Source organism: Calothrix sp. NIES-2098, from assembly GCF_963875125.1.
Taxonomy (GTDB): domain Bacteria; phylum Cyanobacteriota; class Cyanobacteriia; order Cyanobacteriales; family Nostocaceae; genus Aulosira.
This window is the reverse complement of the sequence record NZ_CAWNKJ010000001.1, coordinates 5,965,753-5,984,552: the sequence shown is the minus strand read 5'-3', so window position 1 is coordinate 5,984,552 and position 18,800 is coordinate 5,965,753. Positions and strand designations below refer to the sequence as shown.

Below are 18,800 nucleotides of genomic sequence, written 5' to 3'. Positions count from 1 at the left end.
AAAACCTCACCTTTAGAGGCAGGAGGAGATGAATCTGGGTGCTTGAGTGCGTGAATTTGCTTCATTGTTAAAGGGGAGGGGCTGCTCGTCGATTCTCCCCAAAATTAATTGTGGAGAAAGTCAACCCCTATGGGTAATTCAAAATGCCACATTAATCATACACATATTGATTTTTAGGTAAATTTACTTGGAATGTCTATATATCTCCAGAAAGAAGGAATTTAAGCCTTGAGATTTTCCACTTTTGCTATTTCTAACATTGTTTTCAGAACTGAATCAGGATTCAAACTAATAGAATCAATTCCCTGTTCGACTAAAAACTGAGCGAATTCTGGATAATCGCTAGGTGCTTGCCCACAAATCCCAATTTTACGATGATTTTGTTTTGCAGCTTGGATTGCCATTTTTACCATTCGCTTGACACCTTGACTGCGTTCGTCAAATAATCGCGCCACTAATGCGGAATCCCTATCTAAACCCAGTGTTAGCTGCGTTAGGTCATTAGAACCAATAGAAAATCCATCAAAAACCGCAGCAAACTCTTCAGCCATAATTACATTGTTGGGCAACTCGCACATTACATATACTTGCAAATCATTTACACCTTGTTGCAGGCCATTTTTTGCCATTTCTGCTAATACTAAACGTCCTTCATCGGGTGTACGACAGAAGGGAATCATTGGGATAACATTAGTTAAACCCATCTCTTCCCGTACCCGCTTAATGGCATAACATTCCAAGGCAAAAGCTTCTCTATAACCTGGATCGTAGTAACGTCCAGCCCCGCGCCAGCCCAGCATCGGGTTTTCTTCATGGGGTTCAAACTGTTGACCGCCTAAAAGATTTGCATATTCATTACTTTTAAAATCTGACATCCGCACAATGACGGGTTTGGGATAAAATGCCGCAGCAATTCTGCCGATGCCTTGGGCTAATTTATCAACAAAATATTGGGGTTTATCATCATAAAGTGCGGTAATTTCTGCAATTTTAGCTTTGACAAATTCATCCTTTAAATTATCATAGTGAATCAACGCCATTGGATGAATTTGAATTTGATTGGCAATAATAAATTCTGTCCGCGCTAAACCAACTCCATCGTTAGGAATAGCAGATAAACTAAATGCTTCTTGGGGATTCCCCACATTCATTAAAATTTGTGTGCGGGTGCGGGGCAAGTTTTCTAGATGCACTTCTTGAACTTCAAAAGGTAATAAACCTGGATAAACTCGTCCTTCTTCTCCTTCGGCACAAGAAACTGTCACCTCTTGACCGGTTTTTAAAACTGCCGTAGCATTGCCACAACCAACGATCGCAGGTACGCCCAATTCCCGCGCAATAATCGCTGCGTGACAGGTACGACCGCCAGAGTTTGTAATAATTGCACTAGCGCGTTTCATAATCGGTTCCCAGTCGGGGTCGGTTCGATCTGTCACCAAAACTTCCCCAGGCTGGAACTGGTCGATTTTACTCACATCTAAAATTAGCCTGACTTTTCCTTGACTAATTGCTTCCCCTATAGCGCGTCCCGTCACTAGAGGTTGGGGGAAATTTGCAACTTTTTTCTCCTCTGGTTTCTCCAAGCGGTAACTCCGCAGTACATTTCCCTGCTTCTGCGACTGGACGGTTTCTGGACGTGCTTGGACAACAAATAATTCATTAGTAATGCCATCTTTTGCCCATTCAATGTCCATTGGGGTGTAATGACCGTGAACTTGAGAATAATGATCCTCAATTACACAAGCCCAACGCGCTAGTTGTAAAATCTCGTCATCGTTGAGGACGAATTTACCTCTTTCTTCGGCAGGAACTAGAATATTTTTGGTATATTTTGAGCCATCATCATAGACCATTTTTAATTCTTTACTGCCCACTTTTTTATCAACAATTGGGCTATAACCTGCTTTTAAAGTTGGTTTAAAAACATAATATTCGTCTGGGTTAACCGTTCCCTGAACGACATTTTCGCCTAAACCGTAGGCAGCAGAAATCAATGCAGCATCCTTAAAACCAGTTTCTGTTTCAATTGAGAACATTACCCCAGAAGAGGCTAAATCAGAACGCACCATTTTTTGCACGCCCACAGCTAGGGCAATACTAAAGTGATCGAATCCTTTAGTATGACGATAAGAAATAGCGCGATCGGTAAATAACGAAGCAAAGCAACGATGACAAGCGCCTAATACGCTTTCAATACCCACAACGTTTAAATATGTTTCCTGCTGTCCAGCAAAACTTGCATCGGGGAGGTCTTCAGCGGTGGCGCTAGAACGAACGGCGACATCTGTATCTGCATTGTATGGTTCGCATAAACTTGCGTAGGCTTTAACGATCGCCTGACGCAATTCCACAGGAAATGGTGTGTGCATTAGTAGCGATCGCGCTTTTTTTCCGCGTTCTTGCAAGTTTTTTACATCCTCAACATCTAAGTCAGAAAAGAGTTTCCGCAACTTGGCGTCTAATCCCGCCGACTCAATAAAATAACGATAAGCATAAGCAGTAGTAGCGAATCCAGTGGGAACGTTTACACCCTTGGGTTTCAGCTGTTGAATCATTTCTCCTAGTGATGCATTTTTCCCCCCTACTAAAGGAATATCTGCAATACCCACTTCATCAAACCAAAGAATCAGCGATCGCTCTTTGGTATCAACAGATAAAGTATTTTTAGCTACTGTCACCATCAGTATTACCTCACAAGTAAATGCTCTGGTTGTAAATGCGAAATCGCTAGTACTGCTACGCGGAATTGCTCAAGAATCAAGAGTTAAAGCACGAGGATCAAGGAGAACTGTAAGCTTCTGAAAATTCTCCTGGTTTGTATAGAGTCTTATTTCTGCCTTAGCGTGCTAGTATATTTTGCCTATGTTCAATTTTAAATAGTAAATTTGGAATTGTGCTATAAAATGCCCCCAAATACCCTAATTAAGTCAAGAAAAATTAACAATAATTCGAGATAATAACAATATCGAGAATTAGAGATAGAATATAAGATGGTGCAATTAGAACAACTCCTGAAAATGGCAGAAGACGAGCTAACTGAGTACAGTACTGATGCTCGTAAAATTGAAAAACTGCGTCGCAAAATTGGTTTATCAGTATCGTTAGCAGAGCAGCGGCAAATAAAAGCAGCTTTATTAGCTACTATGCAACCCAATCAAATCGCTCAAATTGTCGAAGAACAAAGACAAGTAGTAGCTTTACCATTTTGGGGAATTGCGGGATTGGGTTTATTATTAGGAATTTCCTTAAATCAACCTATAGGATTGTTAGCAGCTATAGCTGGTTCTGTAGTTGCTTTTAGAATTCAAAAATGGGGTTGGCAATTACAGGCAAAACGTTTATTACTGCAAACATTAGAAGATATTGAAGCGCGGATTACCCAACCCAATAATTCATCAGTCTAAGCGCTGCCATTGCTAATCACTGGGTGGATTTCTGCTAGACAAGCTTTGCGATCGCCTTCTATATAAATAACTGGGAAGCGATCGCTTCAATCTGTTAACAGCTTTAAGCCACAATATAGTAGCGGCGGATGTCGGGTGCAGCAGCCACCAACCCTTCTAATTTTGCAGCTGCTTCTTGTAGATGGGGTGAGTCTAGATGAGTATTCAAAGCTTCGTTAGAAGTCCATTCTTCTACGAAAGTAAAATCTGTAGGATCGTGTTGGTTTTGTAAGAGTTCATACTTGATAACGCCTGCTTCTTGTCGAGTTGGCTCAATTAATTCCAACAGAACTGCTTTGAGTGCTTCTACTTTATCGGGTAAAGCAATCACACGGGCAACAACGCGAATAGTTTGGTTAGTCATTGGTAAATAAGTTCAAAGTCAAGAGTCAAGAGTCAATTAATTATTTCTCCCCACACTCCCCACACTCCCTAAGCCCCCAGACTACGGGCAGCAACCATATAGCGAAAGATGTATTCTACTAACTCAATATAATTACGGGCAACTGTGGGGGAAGATGCCCAAACTGTAACACCATGATCGCGGATGAGGAGGGCTGGGATTTGGGGAGGAGTGGTGGTGAAGCGCTGTTGAATTTCAGCTGCAATACGAGGAACTTGCAAATAATTGGGGAAGATGGGAATTACACAATAAGGATTTTCTTCGTAGACTCCTAAACCTTTGAGCATTTCTAAAGGTGGTAAAGGCAGGTAATCTTCTTTTATAAAGTGAGAAACCAAGTTAGATTCAATCGAGTGGATATGATAACAGGCTTGTGTTTTTGGGAAGAGAGTATAAAGTATTTGGTGAATCGCTGTTTCAGCAGAAGGTTTTAAGTTAGTTGATGATTCTTCTATGCTGCCATTGGGATAAACACGAACAAAATCACTGGGTAATAATTCTCCTTTGGAACGACCGCTAGCTGTAATCCAGAAGCTACCATCGGGTTGACGGATAGAAAGATTTCCTGCTGTTCCCACCATCCAACCTTGCTGGTAAAAACTGCGGGCGGTATTGATAAGTTCAACGCGAGAATCAGTGAGGATTGGGCTGGTCATAGGATGAGATTTATTTCCACAATTTCACTAGATAATCGCGTATTTGCCAGAAGTTATCCCAGCGAATGTAGGGTTTTTTTTGCTCATCTAAATACTCGGCTAGGCGATCGCGTGCAAACACTAGATTCGCTTGAAGTGCCATATTTAGATCGGTCAGCGAATCACCGATAGCAATCTTCTGGTAGGCTGGATACTTTGACATGACTTTTACTTTGGCAATCAGTTCTGTACCTCCCTCATATTCAGAACAAACTTTTAAGTGAGAACCATTAGTATCTACATCTACAGCATGGATAGCATGGACTCGTTGCACTAGGCTATCTAGGACTATTTCCACCATTCCGCGCAACCCGCCAGAAATTACAACTAAAGGTACTCCCTGAAACTCTAGAAAGTCTAGCAGTTCCACAAATCCTGGGCGGATCGGCTGGATTTGAGTAAATTCCAAGATTTCGTTATAGCGTGAAGCGGGAATTGATTCGAGAATTTGCCGGACTCCCTGACGCAGTGTTATCTTTCGTGCGTACATTTCCGGAAGTAATTTTGCTGACAGTTCTGGTGCAAACTTTTTTAGAACTGCAACAAAGGTTTCTTCTACTGTTATCGTGCCGTCAAAGTCACAAAAAACAATTCGCCTCAAGTCTATTCTCCCAATTTTTCAACCTACAGCTTGCGGAATGCGAATTTCTCTGGCTGTGTATTCAGGAACCCAGCCTTCAGTAGTAATAAAATAGCGTACTGCTTTCACTCGCCGTAATGGAGTTAGATGAAACCAGTGTTCGGTTTTGGCTGGAACGTTGATGTACTCTTGTGGCTGTACTGTCAGTTCTACTTGGCTACCATCGGGACGCACAAAGCCAAAAACTGCTTCGCCGTCAATGATGTAGCGGACTTCATCGTCTGCATGGGTGTGGATTTTTGCAAACTTTGCGAGTAACTCATCTAAATTGGGAATTCCTGGGTGTAGGACAATGAGATCGCGGGATTGATAACCTGCTGTTTGTTGCAGCTGCTCAAAATATCCATCTAAAGCTTGGAGTACTTGTTCTTTTTCTGCTTCGTTGAGGCTATCTTTTGCTAATAGATCGTGGAATTGGCGATCGCTTCCCACATTCCACCGATTGAGTTGAACATTCAAAGATGCCAATTCTCGCGTAATATCTTCTAAATCCTTGTGCAATATGCCATTTTCTAGTCGTAGAATTGCCATAAATGCTCCTCCTGCAAGAACTATAGCGTATTGTTACTTACTATTATGCTAAAACTATAACCACCGCTTGCTATTCCTTATTTTCATCATTCTCTTCTGATATAGAAATCCGGTTCGATTCTTGAAAAAATTCCGTACACTTTAATCTTAAGTTTAGGGTGTTTCATAAATCAAACATGATTCCTCTATGAATTAAGAAAGTAGTAGATAGATATTTTCTATCTACTACAAGCAGAAGTGAGGATAAAGTTGGCATATTTATAATCTGATAAAAGTCTTTTTCTTAAGCACGATTGAATTCATACAAAAAATGTAGTATATGGTTTAACCTAATAATTTTTGAGAAAGGTAGCAGATGAATGGTAATATCCACCTGCCACAAAGGAACGGAGGTATAAACTTAATTATTGAATTTGCTGATGCCAATGCTGGATATAGAAATATGCCAAATATGAATCATTCAATTAGAATACCTGTCTCTACAACTGATGCCGTTTATTGATTAGTTTGAGTTCCCATAGCTTCAGATGTATTGACTTTCTGGCTCAGACTTTCGTATGGACGGCGCAAACTCTGACTTTCCACTTCCCAGATGTAGCCGTGAATTACTACATCTTGAGGAATCAACGGAGAGTTACGCAGCAATTCTACTTGTTGAACACAAATTTTATCTACATCAGTAAACGTTTTAATCCACTTAGAAAAAACACCTTTTGGTAATTTCAAATCTGGTAGTGCAGGATCGATAGCAACTCGATCTGTATCAATTCCTTTGTTACGCAATACCTCGCTTAAAAAGTCACCTGAAGCCGTCATCATACCGCACTCAGTATGATTAATCACAATGATTTCTTGTGTACCAAAAAACTGGGTAGTTAACATCGCTGAACGAATTGCATCGTCTGTAACTAAACCCCCAGCATTACGGAAAATATGCGCATCCCCTTCACTAATTCCTAAGGCTTTTTCTATAGGTAATCGTTCATCCATACAAGCTAATACCCATAAACGTTTATTGTTGGGTATTCCTAACTGTCGTCGCAATGCCCATGCTTTTCTTTCTGATAATTTATCGTCAATTTGTTGGTGCAACATTGCTTAGTGTCTCTCAAAATTCACTAGGATATATGTACAGTTTTCTCCTGAGGATGCCATGAGATAACATAATTCATTGCTAACAATTTCTCTTAATAAATCAATACATATTAGGCAGATTTATTCAGAATTGAATCATACTTCTGTTTTAGCGTGCCTCACAATTAGATGTAGGTAAATGCCATTGGTCTGTATCTAACTCTACAAAAACTACCTATATAGCTTTTAAAAGCTAGCATTTATCCTTGTAAGTTGGAATTAACGATAGTAGTTGTATAAGCATTATACTATAAAATACTGTAAGACGATAAACATACAGTATTTTATATTTAATTTACAAAGTATCGCATATTATCATCGGTCTAGCAAGGTGTGTAGAGAAAAAACCTTATTGCTGCTTGAGGAAATCTAAAGTTGTTTAAAAAACGACTAAATCTGCCTGCCAAATCACTTAGGCAGTTTAAAAATTGACATCAAAAGCCAAATTTTTAACTTGCTGATTTATGCTAAATAAGAGTTTTACTTAATTTAAAATCAACTTTTTTTACATAAATACTATAAATCAATAGCACAGTAACTCTGATAAAAAATGTGAGCCTAAGAACTACCATTATTTGACCTAAGAAGATATTCCCAGATGCGGCGAATTTCTTCTCGAAAAGCTTCGCGATCGGCTTCTAAATTCTCAATTGATTGCATAACTACTTCGGTGAGGCTAGCTACATCTTCAGTTAGCTGGGCGATCGCCTGAGTATTAGTAGCTTGTTGTATGGCGTTTTGGCGAATTTGTTCTTCCAGCCGAACCAGCACTTCATCATGGCGAGTTGCGGTTTCAGAAGTGCTGGTTGCAATTTGTGCTACTTGTGTCAATAGCGGAGCTAACTGATTCAGCATTTGGGCATGAGTAGTCAGCATAGCTTCCAGCCGATCTAATCTTTTATGTGGTTCCGAGCCATTGTGTGTCATGTTCTATCAAGTTTAATTTGGCATCCATTATCTAATTCTTTTGACCTCAACTTGAAAGTTTGTGACAGAAATGTCAATATCCCACCCCAGCCCCAATAAAATCAAGGTGTAAGGTGGGTATGCGCATCGCAGTACCGACTGTTTAGTCCTTCCTCAATTTCAACCGTGCCCGCCCTACCAAACTTTTCGCATTGATTGCTGGAATTGTGGCGATCGCCACAAAGGAGGCTAGTATGGAAAGTTTTGATTATGTGATTTTAGGAGCAGGATTAGGTGGACTTTCAGCGGCTGCTTGCCTTACACGGCAAGGATATCGGGTTGCGGTTTTAGAAAAACACTACTTGCCTGGTGGATGCTGTCACACCTTTGATTATGGTGAATACAGCTTCTGTGCTGATGTGCATTACATTGCTGGATGTGGTGAAGGTCAGACAATTGCTCAGTTTCTCAATTACATTGAGCAGGATGTTCCATTTAACTCCCTAGACCCTGACTGCATAGATCGCATAGTTCTAGCAGATGTTGATTTTAAGATTCCTTTGGGTTGGGAAAATCTGCGTACTCGCTTGCTCTCAACTTTTCCAGAGGAAGCTGTGGCGATTAACCGCTACTGCGATGAAATTGCGCAACTCAATCAAGAACTAGGTCGCTTAGAACGCTGGATCGATCCCAAGTGGTCAGATTGGGTGCAGCTTCCTAGATACTGGAATATATTTTCAAAGCGCACCTGGACATTACAGAACCTTTACGATCGCCTTGGTCTATCGCCGAAGCTACAAGCATTACTAGCAGGTCAAAGCGGTGATTATGGGCTACCGCCAAACGAAGTTGCTCTGTTGACTCATGCAGCTCTGGTTGGGGCTTATGCAGCAGGAGCTTACTATCCAAAACATCACTTCAAGCACTTGGTTGACACGATTGTTGCAGCAATTACATCAGGAGGGGGGATAGTACAATACTCCACTCCAGTCGAACACATTGAAGTGAGCGATCGCAAAGTGCAAAGTGTAACGGCTGGCGGTAAAAAGTATCAAGCAATTCAAGCTTATATTAGTGACCTCGATCCTAAACTCACCGTTCAGTTGATGCAAAATCCTCATGCTGTAAGCAAACAAGAAGCGCAACGTCTTACCAATTATGAATACTCAGCTAGTGCCTTCAATATCTACTTGGGTTTGCATCACACCTTCGATCCGACAAAATACGGCATTGGGAATTGGAATCTCTGGTACTACCCTAACAGCGATCTCAACCAAGCCTATCAACAACAGTTAGCAGGCAATCTGGATCGTCCCTGGATTTTCCTATCTTGTCCCACGATGAAATCCAACGCGCCAGGAATGGCTCCGAACGGCAACCATGTTCTAGAAATTGCCACAGTTTGTCCTTATGAACCGTTCAAACATCTGTACGAAACCAATTCCGAAGCTTACAAGCTCAAAAAACGGGAAGTTTATCAGCAAATTATGGTTAGCGTGCAAGATTTGATTCCTGATATCAATGCCTATATCCGGATGAAGATCTATGGTACTCCTACCACCAGTGAATATTATCTGGGTCAGCCACAGGGTAATGCTTATGGTGCCAAATTATCTCCGCAATATATTGGCTTAAATCGCCTGGGATACCATACTGAACTGCCTAATCTTTTCTTAGTCGGAGCTTGTGCAGGCTCTCCCAGCGTACCGGGTGTAATTGGCAATGGGATGGATGTGGTTGAAAGGATTACAGGAAAATCGATTCGCAGCCAGACTAAAGTCTCAAAAACAACTGTTAGAGCCTGACTACGCCAGAAAGCTAATACTATTGGTTACTGGGGATTAGCTTCCCGTTGAGGAAAATACAGAAACCGCTTGATTGAGGTTTGGCAATCTCCCGCTATGCCAGGTTTAGCGGGAGAATATCATTACCCGCCCATAGATTAGACCACATATATTCAAGTTGCGATCGCCAACAGCCAGCAATCTCATCATTTAAATTATTAATAAATAAGTTGACTATCCAGCAAGTTGCTATAATTTATAAAGTTAATAGATGATATCTGTAGTTGATTAATTTTAGTCATAGCTCACTCAAGAAATCATATCAGTATCTAGGCTGTAAAAGTCAGTACTAATCATAGTTTGTAAGTTGGGAAATAAAATTGCTAGAGAAAAAATTTGCCATAATTATTATTTACTTTAATTAGAGAAATCATAATTTATCTGTTTTAATCAGATTAATTTTTTAAAGTCCTATAAAACAGCGCTCGTAAGTATTAAACTTGAAACAATACTGTATAATCTTCTAATTTTTTTATTCCCGATCAAAGTTGAATATAATGGGTTTTACTATTCAACAACCTTGAGTGCTGTACAAACTTTAGGTTCTCATAAGTTTTGCGTTCCACTAATGGATAAAGAAAAATTATTTCATGCTTGTGTAACTCAATTAACAGCATTAGGTATTCCAACAGAAAAGTATCTCAAAGGAGAGTACTTTGGGATAAATTCGCAAAAACTAGCAAATGGCTTGTGGGAAATTTGGGTAATTCTAGATTGGGATCAATGTCTGGCTTACTGGAATTGTGGAGTAAAATGCATTGTTTCGGAAAATTTACAAATTAAACAATGTACGCTTCTGACCCAAAGACAAAAGGGTAGCATAATTGAACATTTTCAATACCCTTAAATAAAAACTCTTCCTGAGGTAGTATATCTACTGGTTAATTTAGGAAGCTAATTATGCTATATCACTTAGATTTTCATGTAGAGTATCCTCATGAAATCTCTCAGGCAGAACTTTTTGCAATCTGGGCAGAAGAAGCGGATGCCGCCCTCAAAGCAAAAGAAGCAGGGGTAGTTGTAGACTTATGGAAATGTGTTGGTATTCGACGTGTAATTGCTATTGTTAATGTTCCAAATCTTGATGTGCTGGATCAAATTTTATTAGATTTACCCATCATGCAAAAACATGGTCAGCACGTTCAAGTAGAAGTGACTCCTCTGAGACGATATGAAGACTTTGCAGAAGATCTGAAAGCGCGTTTGGATCGGAAAGAGAAATAGTAAATAGCGATGGCTTTGCCAATGGCTTGGGCGATCGCACATAGTTCAATTATTCTGATTTTCCTGCGTCGAGAGTTTGTAGTGTCCAGGTGGGGCCTTCGCAACTCGGCCCATCTGGTGTCCAGATGAGTTTGTCTAAGTACATTTGCCGTGCTGCCATATTTTTTGGCCAAGCATGGTAGACAATGTATTCAATTTTATCATCCGGGGCAAACACAATTGAGTTGTGTCCAGGCCCCATAACATGACCTGGTACAGACCGCAGCACCCTTGGCCCTGTTTCGTTACCTGCATCTGAGTAAGGCCCCATAACATTGTCAGCAACTCCATAATCGACACCATAATTTTCAGTTTCCCAGCGCCCACCACTATAAAAGCAGTAGTATCGACCTTCATGTTTGCGAACACAGGGGCCTTCCAAAGTATGCCAATCAAATATTTCGCCATACATCAAACGATTGGCTAAAAACCGTTGCCAGTCAGAACGCGCGCGTAATACGACTTTCTCATCACCAGCAAGCTTTGTCATCTCTTGAAGTCGGTCTACAACCAGCGCCGTCCCTGCACGTACACCGCCTTCTGTATCGAGAAAATCACGGGCGTGAAATAGATACCACTGTCCATCGTCATCGCGGAATGGGTGAGGATCGATCGCAAAGGGGCAAGATTGAGGATCTACTAAAGGCTTGCCAGTATCCTGATATGGCCCCACAGGATGATCGCTGACAGCTACGCGCAATTGATGATTTTTATCCTCATGTCCCACAGAGTAGTAGAGATAAAACTGGCGATCGCAATAAGCAACTTCAGGTGCCCAAAAATTATCACCAAGGGCGGGGTCTGGTCGCAATAGTGCGTTATCAACAAAATGCCAATTCACCAAATCGAAGGAGCGTAACAGCGGAAACACACGCAATTTAGTAGAATCAACCCCTACCACCGGAGCTACTTCGTCTACCATTCCTTCCGCTTCTGCCGGGCCAGTTCCGATCGCATAGTATACACCTTCGTATTCCCATACAAACGGATCGGCAAAATAGTCTTCATAAACTGGATTAGTGTAAGTCAGCATTTCGATAACACTTTGCAGGAGGATGAAAATAACAAATCTTCTCCAATTTTTTTGTCAGTATCCTCTATCTTTGTGCTGGTTAAGCAAGTAGCTGGGCATTGCCCAGCTAACTATTTTTTAGTACTTGTTTTTAGTACTTGAAATTGATATAGGTTTCCGCTTTTTCCTGTGGTAACTGCTCCACTACCTGACAGCGCAGCATCTGTCTTAATTTCTCTGGTAGGCTTTCATAGTAATCACGCTCCAGAGTTAAATCGACTTTTGGCGTATGCAACCAATGCATTACGTAGCCCATAACTACCATCGGTCTTGGCTGGCTTGTGCGATTTGGCGAACCCCGGTGTAAGGCCAAAGGTGTCCGAATCATCACATCACCTGGCTGCATATAAAAAGATTCCATCGGAATTTCACCTGTAGCAATTTTCCTGAGTCCCTCTTCCCGTGGTATGACATGGGTTCCACGTGCCATTTGGAAAGGGCCGTTCTCTGCGGTTACTTCTACCAGTGGAAAATTAACTGCTAGGGCGTAAAGTGGCGTTACTATGTTATCTGAGAATAAAGGGCGATAGTCTCGATGGGTTTCCTGATAATCCGAACCCTGGAAAGGAACATCAACACCCAACTGAACCATAACGTATTCTTGGTAAAACACGCGCTCAAGAATACCCATAATCACGGGATTAGCGAAAACTTCTGGATTTGCAAATGGGGAAACCCAAGGTAGTGTGAGATAGTAACGAGCAATTTCACGAGGGGCTAATCCACCAGGTTGATTTTGACGCTCTCGGAATAATCGATCAAAAGCTTGTGCCCAATCATCAATTAAGTTTTTATCAAAAAGTCCACGAATTACACAAATCCCGTCTCGATTTAGATCTTCGACAAATCGATCTAGGTCGGTAGCTGTATAGTTAGCTATACCGCCTATAGTTTGAACCATTTTCTTATCCTCTTCTATTTAAGATGTGATAGCAAACCTAGACAATTAGTGAAAAATCCCTAATTGTCTAGGTTGGGCATTGTCAGGAAAAAAATAAATGCTCGCTCAATGCTCACCATACAAAGCTTTCACTAATTAACCAGGAATGCTATAGAGTCGATTGTTATCCAACTATTAATAGCCAATTTTTGTATTTGCTTGTCGATAATAGCGTATTAATATCAAAATTAGCTGACTATTTTCTCAAGACTGAGGTTGTAAAAATACTTAAACAAATCAAAAATCAAGCCAAAATATAGTCAACACGATCGGCAGAGATAAAGCAATATTCATTGCAGATTTTATTGGCTCAAATTCCTGCAATTTCTGGGTGAAACTATTGAGACAATTCAGTTTGCACTTGCTGTAGCCTATATACAAAGGTATACGCCCTTAGTAGTATGATGATGCTAGGGCTGTTACCAAGGCAGAGCAAGATGTAACAAGCTGTGAATAATAATTACAAAAAGTTTCTGCGTCATCAAAGAAAGACAGAGGTTTGTGTCTCTGTGCCTTAGTTGTCAAAAAATATTGAAACACAAAGACACAAAGAAATTTACGACCGCTACTTATAAAGTTGCCACAAGTTCTTTTAAGCGATCGCGTCCATCCCGAAAAACAGACCAACCATCCCCGACTAATACCGTTTCAACCTGAGTGAGGTCTGCCAATCTCTGTACAGATGCGACTGCTTCTTTGCGATTTAACAGCTTTTCATCGGGCAATATTGTTAACGTACCAGCTTTGTGTGCCCTTACTAAATCACCAGTAATTAAAGTTGTTTCTTCTAGCAATAGGGCGAGTTCGCCTGGAGTTTTGGAACCTTGGAGTTCGATCGCCTTCAGTCCAGGAACTACCTCCTCACCATCCACCAGCCAGCGATCGCAATGTATGGGAAAATTATCTTTCTCCGCTGCTGGCCCTGCTATTTTGGCATAGGTTTGATTAGCTATTTCTGGTGCTGACCTCACATGATCGGAGTTAGTCAGTACAATCCAAGCTACACCACCAAGGGATTCTAAGTGATTCCAATCGTGATTTGATAAAGCTACTGGATCGATCAGGATATTGCCACTATGACGAATCCAAGCAACCCCATTAAAATCAATATTCCTTGCTGGATTGAAAGAAGACCAAGCATAGAGATCGGGACGGTGCAGAGATTTCATGTGGTTTTTGCGTCAATACCTGCAATTATTCAGTATCCGTAAATTTAGAAGATAAATCAAGCAAAAGAAAGCAAGGTGGCAGGGGGTCTAACCCATCAACCCAATATATCTGCAATTTCTTTAATTTCACTACGTTTCCAGGGAATTTAGCTATTAACCCGCAATTTATTGCAGGACGGGAAAGCTACTTTAATGATACCAATGGCAAAATAATGGGCAAACTAATGTATGCAAGAAATTTACTTCATGTTGAGCAAGCTGCCAAAAAGTGAAAATTATGACAATCTCATCAAATTCTCGGAGAAAAACATGGTGTAACGCTAAGAGTTAATTCATTACTAGGATATAGTTCCGAACATATAATTACTATTCTCGTTCGGTAAACAGGCTTTAAATCGATATAAATTTTACTGTAAATATACTTATATTAATTATCAATTACTTGAGTTTTATTATTCATTCATAATTCATATTTGAGTTGTGAGATATAGATTTATTTTCCACATATTTTCCTCATTTTTAAACTTTAAAATAAGCGTTATAAGTAAAAATTTTTAACTTAATCTTTCCTAATTTGTGCTGATATCTTTTTAAAACAATATGAATAAAGCTATAATAAAATCCTCATTATGTATGAGTAATTTAAAATTTAAAAAATATCAGAAAGTATCATTCAGGCTGATTCTGATTCTTCCCTTTATTATCCAGATATTTGCTGCTGTGGGACTAGTAGGTTATTTTTCTATGAAAAATGGGGAGAAGGCGGTTAACGATCTGGCTAATCAATTAATGAAAAAAGTAAATCAGCTTGTTGTTCAGCATCTTGATACATATTTAGCAACTCCTCCACAGATTAATCAGATTAATACCGATGCTATTAAGTTAAAAATGATCGATTTAAATAATTTGCAAAGCACTGGACATTATTTTTGGAAGCAAATGCAAGTGCTAAATATCGGCTACATTAACTTTGCTAATCCCAAAGGAGAATTTATTGGTATCGAGCGTTTAGATAATGGGGAGCTTTTAATTAATGAAGTTTCCCAAAAACATAAAATTGGCAAACTATATGTTTATACTACAGACACTCAAGGAAATCGTAAAAAGCTGACAGCGGTTAAAGATTACGATCCTCGGATAGAAGCTTGGTATGCAGATGCAGTCAAGATGGGCAAACCTTTATGGACACCAATTTATCAATGGGAAGATAAACCAGAAATTTTTTCTATCTCTTCTAGTTTTCCGCTTTATGATGAGGCTCATAAGCCTATTGGCGTAATTGGTATCGACTTGATATTATCACAAATTAGTAATTTTTTAGCAAATCTAAAAGTCGGTCAAAAGGGAAAAATATTTATTTTAGAGCGTTCTGGTTTAATAGTGGCTGCTTCTCATAATGAGCTACCCTACAATATTATTAATGGTAAAGCCGAAAGGCTTTCAGCTTTACGCAGTAAAGATGATTTAATTAAAGAAACTGCACAGTATATAGAGAGAAAATTCGGCAGTTTTAGAGAAATTAAAGATAGTCAAGAACTTGAATTTACTCTCAAAGGCGAACGGCAATTTATTCAAGTTATCCCTTGGCGAGACAAACTGGGACTGGATTGGTTAGTCATTGTTGTGGTGCCAGAATCTGATTTTATGGCACAAATAGACGCCAATACTCGCAGCAGCATACTCTTGTGTCTAGCAGCGTTAGGAGTAGCAGTTTTAGTAGGAATCATCACATCTCGTTGGATTACACAACCAATTCTCCGCTTGCAGGCTGCAAGTGTAGCGATCGCTTCCGGAAAACTAGACCAAAAAGTTGAAATTACAGGTATAGATGAACTAGAAAGTCTGGCACAATCTTTTAACCAAATGGCTGCACAGTTGCAAGCATCTTTCCTAGAACTAGAAACTAGAGTTGAAGAACGTACTATCGAATTAAAAACAGCAAAAGAACTTGCTGATAGTGCTAACACAGCTAAAAGTGAATTTCTGGCAAACATGAGCCACGAACTTCGCACGCCACTCAACGGTATCCTCGGATATGCTCAAATACTTGAACTTGACCAAAATTTGAGTGCCAAACAAAAGAATGCTATTAACATTATTTACCAGTGTGGTTCCCATCTACTGACTCTAATCAACGATATTCTTGACCTCTCAAAAATCGAAGCTCGGAAATTGGAATTATCTGCTCACGATTTCCACTTTACTAGTTTCCTCAAAAGTATTTATGAAATTTGTCATATCAAATCTGAGCAAAAAGAAATTGCTTTTACTTACCAAGAACTAAATCAACTTCCCATAGCTGTATTAGCTGATGAAAAACGGTTGCGGCAAGTGCTGCTGAACTTATTAAGTAACGCTATTAAATTTACAGATTGTGGGGAAGTCAAATTCAAAATAGGTGTGTTGGATAATTCGCTCAATATTAACGATTCTTTAACTCAGATAGCAGAGAAGGCTTTAGCTAATAGCCAAAACCAAGAATTACCTATAATAAAAATTAGATTTCAAATCGAGGATACAGGCGTTGGCATGAGTCCAGAGCAATTACAAAAAATATTTCTTCCTTTTGAACAAGTGGGAAATAAGCAGCGAATGGCAGAAGGAACTGGACTCGGACTTGCTATTAGCCAGCAAATTGTACAAATGATGGGGAGTGAAATCAAAGTAGAAAGTATTTTGAAGCAAGGTAGCAAGTTTTGGTTTGATGTGGATTTACAAGTATCACAGCAATGGATTAATTCATCTCCTAGTAAGCCTACCCATAAAATTATTGGCTATGAAGGAGAACCAATCAAAATTCTAGTTGTTGATGACCGTTGGGAAAATCGCTCTGTGATTGTTAATTTATTAGAACCTCTCGGTTTTTTACTAATGGAAGCAGTCAACGGACAAGAAGGATTAGAAAAAGCTCTTACTTGGCATCCTAAGTTAATCATCACTGACATAGTTATGCCTATACTTAATGGTTGGGAGATGGTACAAAAGTTACGTTCCCAAACACAATTTTCAAAACTTATTATTATTGCTTCCTCTGCCAATGTATTTAACTTTGACCAACAACAAAGTTATAATTCTGGCTGCAATGATTTTCTTCCCAAGCCTGTGCGATCGGAGCAACTATTAGCCCAGATACAAATGCATCTAGGCCTAACTTGGATAGATCAAGCAGATAGCATAACTGTACCAGCATCGACAGCAGAGAATGCTCCTAGTCAGGATGGTTGCGAGTTCATGGTTCCTCCTAAAGAGGAATTACAAAATATCTGGACTGCTGCCACCATTGGTGATATTGCAGCAGTTGAACAGGAAGCTCAAAGATTACAGCATTTAGATATTATATATTTACCTTTTACTGCCAAGCTTTTGGAATTAACTCAAAATCTTGATGAAGAAGCAATTATCAAGCTAGTGAAACAGTACATTTGAAAACCGTAATATGGTTAAAGATCGACAAAATCTCATCATGATTGTTGAGGATAATGCAACAAATGCCAAGCTACTATTTGAGTTTTTACAGGCATCAGGTTTTCGCGTTTTAGTTGCAAAAAGTGGCGAGAGTGCTTTAGAGAAATTACAAGTAGTATCTCCCGACCTCATATTATTAGATATTATGATGCCGGGAATCGATGGATTTGAAACTTGCCGTCGCTTAAAAGCAGAAAAAGCTACCCAAGATATTCCAGTGATTTTTATGACGGCTCTATCAGATGTGGTAGATAAAGTAAAAGGTTTAAGTCTGGGTGCAGTAGATTACATTACCAAGCCATTTCAGCCAGAAGATATCCTGGCCAGAGTTAATGTTCATCTCAAGCTGTGTCACCTCAATCGCAAGTTAGAACAAAGAGCAACAGAGCTAACTGCAACGGTGGAGCAGCTACAACAGTCTCAGCGGCGGTTAGTGCAGAGTGAAAAAATGTCTTCTTTGGGACAAATGGTAGCAGGAATTGCTCATGAAATTAATAACCCTGCTGGCTTTGTTAAGGGCAATCTCGTCTATGCTCATAAATATATGCAAGACCTGATCGATCATCTTCATCTTTATAAAGATCGGGCTTCGGCAGCAGAAATCGCCCAACATGCAGCAAAAATTGATTTGGAATATCTGCTGAAAGACTTTCCCCACATTCTCAGTTCCATGCATGAGGGTGTAGAAAGGATTTGCGATATTAGTAATTCTCTACGTAACTTTGCCCGTGCTGATAACGCGATAAAAATTCCTTTTAATATTCATGATGGTATTGATGGTACTATTTTAATTCTCAAACATAGATTGAAAGCTTCTAATACTCGCCCGGCTATTGAAGTTATCCGAGATTACGATGATTTACCAGAAGTAGAATGCTTTCCTGGGCAATTAAATCAGGTATTTATGAATCTTTTAGCTAATGCTATTGATGCTTTAGAAGAGTCTAATATAGGACGTAGCTATCAAGAAATAGCAGCTAATCCTAATTACATTATAATTAAAACTAAATTAACAGAAGATGAAGATTATGTGGCAATTATCATTAAAGATAATGGCTTAGGTATTCCCGATGAGATAAAATCCCAAATATTTGATAATTTATTTACGACTAAAGCTGTAGGAAAAGGTACGGGGTTGGGATTAGCAATTACTTATCAAATTATAGTGGAAAAGCATGAGGGTACTATCGAGGTCAATTCAGTACCAGGTGCAGGTGCAGAATTTGTAATTACTATCCCTATAAGTTCTCAACTTAGGTAATAGATAATTGCCAACACAATTACCTATTACCTCT

16 protein-coding genes are annotated in these 18,800 nt (G+C 39.6%); 6 read left to right on the top strand and 10 right to left on the bottom strand.

The features are described from left to right. Nucleotides 1-221: 221 nt before the first annotated feature. Nucleotides 222-2,681 carry a phosphoenolpyruvate synthase gene (gene ppsA, locus AACU33_RS25085; protein ID WP_096591676.1) on the bottom strand — a complete coding sequence of 820 codons (2,460 nt, stop codon included), beginning with the start codon at nucleotides 2,679-2,681 and terminating at the stop codon, nucleotides 222-224. A 309-nt stretch (nucleotides 2,682-2,990) separates the two neighbouring features. On the opposite strand from ppsA, the gene AACU33_RS25080 reads away from it, so the two are divergent. Continuing rightward, nucleotides 2,991-3,404, top strand: a complete 414-nt coding sequence (locus AACU33_RS25080) for a hypothetical protein (RefSeq protein WP_096591673.1) — start codon at nucleotides 2,991-2,993, stop codon at nucleotides 3,402-3,404. 103 nt (nucleotides 3,405-3,507) lie between these two features. On the opposite strand, the gene AACU33_RS25075 is transcribed toward AACU33_RS25080, so the two are convergent. The 6 genes from AACU33_RS25075 to AACU33_RS25050 all read right to left on the bottom strand — a co-directional run bounded on the left by AACU33_RS25075 (nucleotide 3,508) and on the right by AACU33_RS25050 (nucleotide 7,773). Further along, on the bottom strand, nucleotides 3,508-3,807 hold the full coding sequence (locus tag AACU33_RS25075; protein ID WP_096591670.1) for a putative quinol monooxygenase: 300 nt from the start codon (nucleotides 3,805-3,807) through the stop codon (nucleotides 3,508-3,510). A 68-nt stretch (nucleotides 3,808-3,875) separates the two neighbouring features. Further along, complete coding sequence (gene mtnB / locus AACU33_RS25070; protein ID WP_096591668.1) at nucleotides 3,876-4,502, bottom strand: methylthioribulose 1-phosphate dehydratase; 627 nt, start codon at nucleotides 4,500-4,502, stop codon at nucleotides 3,876-3,878. Nucleotides 4,503-4,512: 10 nt separating this feature from the next. Then, the gene (locus AACU33_RS25065; RefSeq protein WP_096591665.1) at nucleotides 4,513-5,142 is read right to left on the bottom strand and encodes an HAD-IB family phosphatase; all 630 of its coding nucleotides are present in this window, start codon (nucleotides 5,140-5,142) and stop codon (nucleotides 4,513-4,515) included. A gap of 18 nt (nucleotides 5,143-5,160) precedes the next feature. Beyond that, nucleotides 5,161-5,712 (bottom strand): 1,2-dihydroxy-3-keto-5-methylthiopentene dioxygenase, encoded by a 552-nt coding sequence (locus AACU33_RS25060; protein WP_096591663.1) that lies wholly within the window; start codon nucleotides 5,710-5,712, stop codon nucleotides 5,161-5,163. Between the two features lie 495 nt (nucleotides 5,713-6,207). Continuing rightward, entirely contained in the window at nucleotides 6,208-6,807 is a 600-nt protein-coding gene (locus AACU33_RS25055; protein WP_096591661.1) for a beta-class carbonic anhydrase, read from the bottom strand. Nucleotides 6,808-7,404: 597 nt separating this feature from the next. Then, a complete protein-coding gene (locus AACU33_RS25050) occupies nucleotides 7,405-7,773 on the bottom strand; it encodes a hypothetical protein (RefSeq protein WP_096591659.1) in 369 nt (122 codons plus the stop codon). A 233-nt stretch (nucleotides 7,774-8,006) separates the two neighbouring features. Between AACU33_RS25050 and AACU33_RS25045 the strand changes: the two genes are divergently transcribed. The 3 genes from AACU33_RS25045 to AACU33_RS25035 all read left to right on the top strand — a co-directional run bounded on the left by AACU33_RS25045 (nucleotide 8,007) and on the right by AACU33_RS25035 (nucleotide 10,820). Beyond that, nucleotides 8,007-9,557, top strand: coding sequence for a phytoene desaturase family protein (locus tag AACU33_RS25045; protein WP_096591656.1), 1,551 nt, complete (start codon nucleotides 8,007-8,009; stop codon nucleotides 9,555-9,557). A 559-nt stretch (nucleotides 9,558-10,116) separates the two neighbouring features. Then, on the top strand, nucleotides 10,117-10,443 hold the full coding sequence (locus tag AACU33_RS25040) for a hypothetical protein (protein WP_339376272.1): 327 nt from the start codon (nucleotides 10,117-10,119) through the stop codon (nucleotides 10,441-10,443). 53 nt (nucleotides 10,444-10,496) lie between these two features. Beyond that, the gene (locus AACU33_RS25035) at nucleotides 10,497-10,820 is read left to right on the top strand and encodes a muconolactone Delta-isomerase (RefSeq protein WP_096591650.1); all 324 of its coding nucleotides are present in this window, start codon (nucleotides 10,497-10,499) and stop codon (nucleotides 10,818-10,820) included. Nucleotides 10,821-10,869: 49 nt separating this feature from the next. On the opposite strand, the gene AACU33_RS25030 is transcribed toward AACU33_RS25035, so the two are convergent. From AACU33_RS25030 to AACU33_RS25020, 3 genes are all read right to left on the bottom strand, one after another. Then, on the bottom strand, nucleotides 10,870-11,892 hold the full coding sequence (locus AACU33_RS25030) for a glycoside hydrolase family 43 protein (protein ID WP_096591647.1): 1,023 nt from the start codon (nucleotides 11,890-11,892) through the stop codon (nucleotides 10,870-10,872). A 130-nt stretch (nucleotides 11,893-12,022) separates the two neighbouring features. Continuing rightward, the gene (locus AACU33_RS25025) at nucleotides 12,023-12,832 is read right to left on the bottom strand and encodes a phytanoyl-CoA dioxygenase family protein (protein ID WP_096591645.1); all 810 of its coding nucleotides are present in this window, start codon (nucleotides 12,830-12,832) and stop codon (nucleotides 12,023-12,025) included. A gap of 608 nt (nucleotides 12,833-13,440) precedes the next feature. Continuing rightward, entirely contained in the window at nucleotides 13,441-14,040 is a 600-nt protein-coding gene (locus AACU33_RS25020; protein ID WP_096591642.1) for an MBL fold metallo-hydrolase, read from the bottom strand. 633 nt (nucleotides 14,041-14,673) lie between these two features. Here AACU33_RS25020 and AACU33_RS25015 point away from each other — a divergent pair. Then, the gene (locus AACU33_RS25015; protein WP_096591640.1) at nucleotides 14,674-17,466 is read left to right on the top strand and encodes a hybrid sensor histidine kinase/response regulator; all 2,793 of its coding nucleotides are present in this window, start codon (nucleotides 14,674-14,676) and stop codon (nucleotides 17,464-17,466) included. 10 nt (nucleotides 17,467-17,476) lie between these two features. Then, entirely contained in the window at nucleotides 17,477-18,766 is a 1,290-nt protein-coding gene (locus tag AACU33_RS25010) for a sensor histidine kinase (protein WP_096591638.1), read from the top strand. The last annotated feature ends 34 nt before the right edge of the window (nucleotides 18,767-18,800 follow it).